Annotated in this window: 5 protein-coding genes and 1 riboswitch; of the genes, 4 read left to right on the top strand and 1 reads right to left on the bottom strand. The window is 63.1% G+C overall.

Features of this window, described 5'->3' with window-relative positions; all coding sequences use genetic code 11:
* Nucleotides 1–364 precede the first annotated feature (364 nt).
* Nucleotides 365–943: an RNA polymerase sigma factor gene (locus tag ACYVDE_RS13215; RefSeq protein ID WP_460502014.1), complete on the bottom strand. Its 579-nt coding sequence runs from the start codon at nucleotides 941–943 to the stop codon at nucleotides 365–367.
* Between the two features lie 208 nt (nucleotides 944–1,151).
* A riboswitch (SAM riboswitch) is annotated at nucleotides 1,152–1,240 on the top strand.
* A 270-nt stretch (nucleotides 1,241–1,510) separates the two neighbouring features.
* Between ACYVDE_RS13215 and ACYVDE_RS13210 the strand changes: the two genes are divergently transcribed.
* The 4 genes from ACYVDE_RS13210 to cobA form a co-directional block, all read left to right on the top strand.
* Nucleotides 1,511–2,269, top strand: a complete 759-nt coding sequence (locus ACYVDE_RS13210) for a phosphoadenosine phosphosulfate reductase family protein (RefSeq protein WP_460502013.1) — start codon at nucleotides 1,511–1,513, stop codon at nucleotides 2,267–2,269.
* Between the two features lie 231 nt (nucleotides 2,270–2,500).
* Nucleotides 2,501–3,415 (top strand): sulfate adenylyltransferase subunit CysD, encoded by a 915-nt coding sequence (cysD, locus tag ACYVDE_RS13205; protein WP_460502012.1) that lies wholly within the window; start codon nucleotides 2,501–2,503, stop codon nucleotides 3,413–3,415.
* A 153-nt stretch (nucleotides 3,416–3,568) separates the two neighbouring features.
* Nucleotides 3,569–4,861: a sulfate adenylyltransferase subunit 1 gene (locus tag ACYVDE_RS13200; protein WP_460502011.1), complete on the top strand. Its 1,293-nt coding sequence runs from the start codon at nucleotides 3,569–3,571 to the stop codon at nucleotides 4,859–4,861.
* 145 nt (nucleotides 4,862–5,006) lie between these two features.
* Nucleotides 5,007–5,677, top strand: a 671-nt coding sequence (gene cobA, locus ACYVDE_RS13195) for a uroporphyrinogen-III C-methyltransferase (protein WP_460502010.1), incomplete at its 3' end; no start/stop codon positions are given.

Raw genomic sequence — 5,677 nt, 5'->3', positions numbered from 1 at the left:
GGCCTCGTCGCTCAGGCGCATGGCCGGGGCCGCGGCGTTGAGCTTCTGCTCCAGCGCGGCCCACAGGTCGGGGCGCGGCTCGTGGGTGTCAAAATCGGCGCGGTGCCGCTCGACGAAGTTTTCGAGAGAATTATTATTGGGGGTATCCATGAATGAGTAGCAGACGCACGATTCGTCCAGGTTCAGGGCAGGCCGCGGGGCTATACGAAAACCGCGGCCGGGCGAAAAAGGATGAAGGGTAGTGAGATGAAATAAATAATAATGGGTAGTGGTATGGGGTAAGCAGTACTCGGAATCAGGCGGGTTAGTTGATGCGGGCCGCAAATCGAACTACCGACCGCCTGATACTGAGCGGTAGATACATTTAGCTCAGGCCGCGCTGGGCCGCCAGCTCGCGCAGGCGCACCCGGGCCCGGCTGTACTGCGACTTTGACGTGGACTCGGAAATGCCCATGATGCCCGCAATTTCGAGGTGGTCGTAGCCTTCGAGCAGGTACAGGCTAAGCACCACGCGGTAGCCGTCGGGCAGCTCCTGAATACAGCGGCGCAGCACGTCGGCGCGGTAGTGCAGGTCGGCTTCGTCTTCGGGCGAATGGTGGGCGGCTTCGGCGGGCTCGTCGTGGTGCTGCTCGCCCAGGGGCACCAGCGCCAGCCGCCGCTGCCGCAGGCAGTTGATGCTTTTGTTCACCACGATGCGCTTCAGCCAGGCGCCAAACGAGGAGTCGCCCTTGTAGCCGCTCAGCTCGCGAAAGGCGCTCAAAAACGACTCCTGCAGCACATCCTCGGCCTCGGCGTAGTCGCCGGTGATGCGCAGGGCCGCGTTGAACATGGCCTTGGAGTAGCGGCGATAAATCTCGGCCTGGGCCTGGCGGTCGTTGAGGCGGCAGCGCTCCACCAGCGGGGCGTTGATGTCGACGTAGGCGGAAAGGGACTGAGCTTCCATGCAGAAAACGAGGGCTTGAATTTGCTTAAGCAACCCATAGACCCCGGCGTTCGGTTCGGGGTTGCACGGCAAATTACGCGGCAAAAACACGGCCGCCAAACCCCGAGCAACGCGGTAGATTCGGCCGGTTGCGAAATAAAATTTTGGCTTTTCGCATTTTCGTCTTTTACATTTGCCCCAGCAACCCTCGTTTAGAGGTGCTGAATCATTTTTATACAGAGGCGCGGAGAGACAGGCTCGACGAAACGCCGGCAACCCCCACCCGTTGGAACGGTGCCAAGTCCTGACATATAAAAAACGCCGTGAGCACATCCACCAATCCTCGCCTGCACCGCACCACCCTCGCCGCCCCGCGCCGAATGTGTTGTTGCATGCCCGGTTCCCTGGCCGCTATGCTGGGGACGATTGCTGGTTGTTGAACTAGGGCTTCTCTTCCGGCGGCCGCTGCGGCGGCCACCCCGCTATCCCTTCTGTGGTGATTGATTCATTGCGCGACGCGCAGCGGGTTTTTGCGGCCTTCGCGGCCCCTTCTGGTTTTTTCCTCGGAAAAAAACTCCCCCTTCTGTCATGGCATTACCCCTTGAAAGCCAGGTCGCTGACCTGCGCCGCTACCTGCCCGAGTGCTCGGTGCCGGAAACCCTGGCCCTGCTGGCCGACCACTTCCCCGGCCGCGTGTCGTTCTCCACGTCCTTTGGCCTGGAAGACCAGATAATCAGCCACTTCATCTTCGAAAACGACCTACCCATCCGGGTGTTCACGCTCGATACGGGCCGCAATTTCCAAGAAACATACTCGACTTGGAACAAGACCCTGCTGCGCTACGAAAAGCCCATCGAAGTCTTCGCGCCCAACACTGCCGCCCTCGAAGCGCTGGTTGCTGCAAAAGGCCCCAACAGCTTCTACGAGAGCATCGAAAACCGTAAGGAGTGCTGCGGCATCCGCAAGGTGGAGCCGCTGGGCCGCGCCCTGGCCGGCCAGCAGGTGTGGGTGACGGGCATCCGCGCCGAGCAGTCGCAGAACCGCCAGACCATGCACCCCGCCGAGTGGGATGCCGGCCACCAGCTCATCAAAGTGCACCCGCTCTTCGACTGGACCTGGACCGAGTGCGAAGCTTTTGCGCAGGCCCACGGCATCCCGGTTAACCCCTTGCACAACAAAGGCTTCGTGAGCATCGGCTGCGCGCCCTGCACCCGCGCCATTGCGCCGGGCGAGGACTTCCGGGCCGGCCGCTGGTGGTGGGAGGATGCCGCCGCCAAGGAGTGCGGCCTGCACGCCACCGCCGCCCACCAGGGCCTCGACCCGGTGGTGGAGCGAATGCCGAGCTAGGCGGAGTACCCCTTTAAGCTGCTGTAGAGACGCATACTTGCGTCTTGTCGTTAGCCGATTTTGTTCGACGAGGAGACGCAAGTATGCGTCTCTACAGGGGCCGGCCGAATTACCTGGTGGCAATGCCCCACCCATCCTTCCCCAAAGGCACCGCGAGCGGGCCTTATCCCACCCACCTCTTCCGGTTTATCACTTTCGCCCGATTTTTTCGGGCCCAGACTTCCTACGCCAATGCCAACCGCTGTTTATCTTGATTACCTCGACCGCCTGGAGGCCGAAGCCATTCATATTCTTCGGGAAGTGGCCGGCCAGTTTGAGCGGCCCGCGCTTCTGTTTTCGGGCGGCAAAGATTCCATCGCCCTCACGCGCCTGGCCGAAAAAGCCTTCCGGCCGGGCCGCTTCCCCTTCCCGCTGGTACACATCGATACGGGCCACAACTTCGAGGAAATCATCGACTACCGCGACGAGCTGGCGGCGCATCTGGGCGAGAAGCTGATTGTGCGCAAGGTGGAAGACACCATTCGGGCGCGCGGCCTGCACGAGCCGGGCGGCAAGTACCCCAGCCGCAACCCGCTGCAGACCTACACCCTGCTCGACGTGATTGAGGAGTTCGAGTTCGACGCCTGCATCGGCGGGGCGCGACGCGACGAGGAGAAGGCCCGGGCTAAGGAGCGCATCTTCTCGGTGCGCGACGACTTTGGCCAGTGGGACCCCAAACGCCAGCGCCCGGAGCTGTGGAACATCTACAACGGCCGCATTCAGAAGGGCGAAAACGTGCGCGTGTTCCCCATCTCAAACTGGACTGAACTCGACGTGTGGAACTACATCCAGCGCGAAAACATCAAGCTGCCAGAGATTTACTTCTCGCACGAGCGGCAGTGCGTGGTACTGCCCAGCGGCCAGCTATTGGGCTTCAGCGAGCACCTGAACCTGGACGATACCGACGAAATCGTGCAGCGCCGCGTTCGCTTCCGCACCGTGGGCGACTCGACCTGCACGGCCGCCGTGGAAAGCGACGCTGTCTCGGTCGACGACATCATTCAGGACCTGCTGCTGGCCAAGGTGAGCGAGCGCGGCGCCACCCGCCTCGATGACAACCTCTCGGAAACGGGGATGGAGGACCGGAAGCGGAACGGGTATTTCTAACAGAAACCTCACCCCCGCCCCTCTCCTCGGGGAGAGGGGAGCCTGACGAAACAAGGCGAAATCAAGAATCAATTTAAAAAGTCGGCTGGCTCCCCTATCCCCATGGAGAGGGGCCGGGGGTGAGGTTTCACCGCCAGCACAATCAATACAACCATGGACCTTCTCCGATTTATCACCTGCGGCAGCGTCGACGACGGCAAAAGCACGCTGATTGGGCGCCTGCTCTACGACAGCGACTCGGTGTCGCTCGACGTGCTGGCGACGCTGGAAAAGCGCCGGGCCAGCGCGGGCGGCGACGTTGATTTGGCGCTGCTCACCGATGGCCTGAAGGCCGAGCGCGAGCAGGGCATCACCATCGACGTGGCGCATAAGTATTTCACCACGCCGCGCCGCAAATTCATCATTACCGATGCGCCGGGCCACGTGCAGTACACCCGCAACATGGTGACTGGCGCGAGCAACGCCGACCTCGCCATTGTGCTCGTGGATGCCCGCCAGGGGGTAATTGAGCAAACCCGGCGGCACACGCTGCTGGCCTCACTGCTGGGCATTCAACACTTTGTGCTGGCCGTGAACAAGATGGATTTGGTGGGCCACGAGGAAGTGATTTTTCAGAAAATCGTGGCCGACTACCAAGTCATTGCCGCGCAACTGAAGCTACCGAACGTGGTGGCCATTCCGCTCAGCGCCCTGAACGGCGACAACGTGGTACGCCGCTCCGACTTCCTACCCTGGTACCATGGCCCCAGCCTGCTGGAGCACCTCGAAAGTCTGCCCGCCGCCACCGATGCTAACCCCAACGAGCCGCGCTTCCAGGTGCAGTACGTCATCCGGCCGCAGACCGAGGAGCTGCCCGACTACCGGGGCTACGCCGGCCGCATTCAGAGCGGCACCTACCAGGCCGGCGACCGGGTGCGCATCTGGCCCTCGGGCCTGGAAACGGTGATTGAGGCCATCGAAGTGAACCAACAGAAAGTGGCCACTGCCAGTGCGCCGCAGGGCGTGGTGCTGCGCCTGCGCGACGACGTGGACGTGAGCCGGGGCGATACCATCGTACCCACCGCCGCCCACCCAACCGTGGTGCGCGAGTTGGAAGCCACGCTATGCTGGATGGATGAGCGGCCCCTACGCGCCGGCCGCAAGCTACTGGTGCAGCACCATTCTGCCACGGTGAAAGCGGCGGTGACGACCATCCTGCAGAAAACCAACATCGAAACCTTCGAAAGCCAAGGCACCGATGAGGCCAAACTCAACGACATCGTACGGGTACGCCTGAAAACCGCCCTGCCGCTGGTGGTGGATGAGTACCGCCAAAACCGCGTGACCGGCGCTTTCATCCTCGTCGATGAGCAGACCGGGGCCACGCTGGCCGCCGGCCTGGTAGCGGTTACCGACCCGGAGTACTTCACCGAGGAAGTGCCGGCCGAGGCCGCTTTTTCCATCTGACCGGCTATTCGGTGTAGGGTGCGGGGCTTGCCCCCGTCCGCCGTTCGCGCCGAAACAACGGAGCCGGGCAACCGCAGCACTGTAACCCTAACGCCGGGCGGGGCCAAGCCCCGCACCCTACAGACTTTAAAATCCAACCAGTATCATGGCTGATTCCCCCCTTTTCATTCCCCGCCTGACGGTAGTGGGCGCGGGCCCCGGCGACCCGGAGCTGCTGACGCTGCGCGGCGCGCGGGCTCTGGCCGAAGCCGACGTGGTGCTCTACGACGCGCTGGCCAACGATGCCCTGCTAGCACACGTGCGGCCCGGCGTGCCGCTGATTTTCGTAGGCAAGCGCAGCGGGTTCAAGGCTTACACGCAGGAAGGCATCAACGACCTGATTGTGCAGCAGGCCTACCGCCACGGCCACGTGGTGCGATTGAAGGGCGGCGACCCGTTCGTGTTCGGCCGGGGGCGCGAGGAAATGCTGTACGCCGAAGCGCACGGGCTGGCGACGGATTACGTGCCGGGCATCAGCAGCGCGGTGGCGGCAGCGGGCAGCGTGGGCATCCCGGCCACGCACCGGGGGCTGAGCGAAGGATTCCGGGTGCTGACGGCCACCACGGCCGACGAGCAACTATCGACGGCCCTGCTCGAAGCGGCCCAGACGCCCACCGTCACCACGGTCATCCTGATGGGCATGAACCGGCTGGCGGAAATCGCGGCCCTATTTGCCCGCTACGGCGGGGTCGACGTGCCAGCCGCCATCATCCAGAACGGCACCCTGCCCACCGCCCGCGGGGTGGCCGGCACCGTGGCCGATATCGCCGAACGGTC

The sequence above is a fragment of the Hymenobacter agri genome (assembly GCF_054778495.1).
The sequence above is the reverse complement of the archived record's forward strand: the minus strand, read 5'-3'. Positions and strand labels throughout refer to the sequence as shown.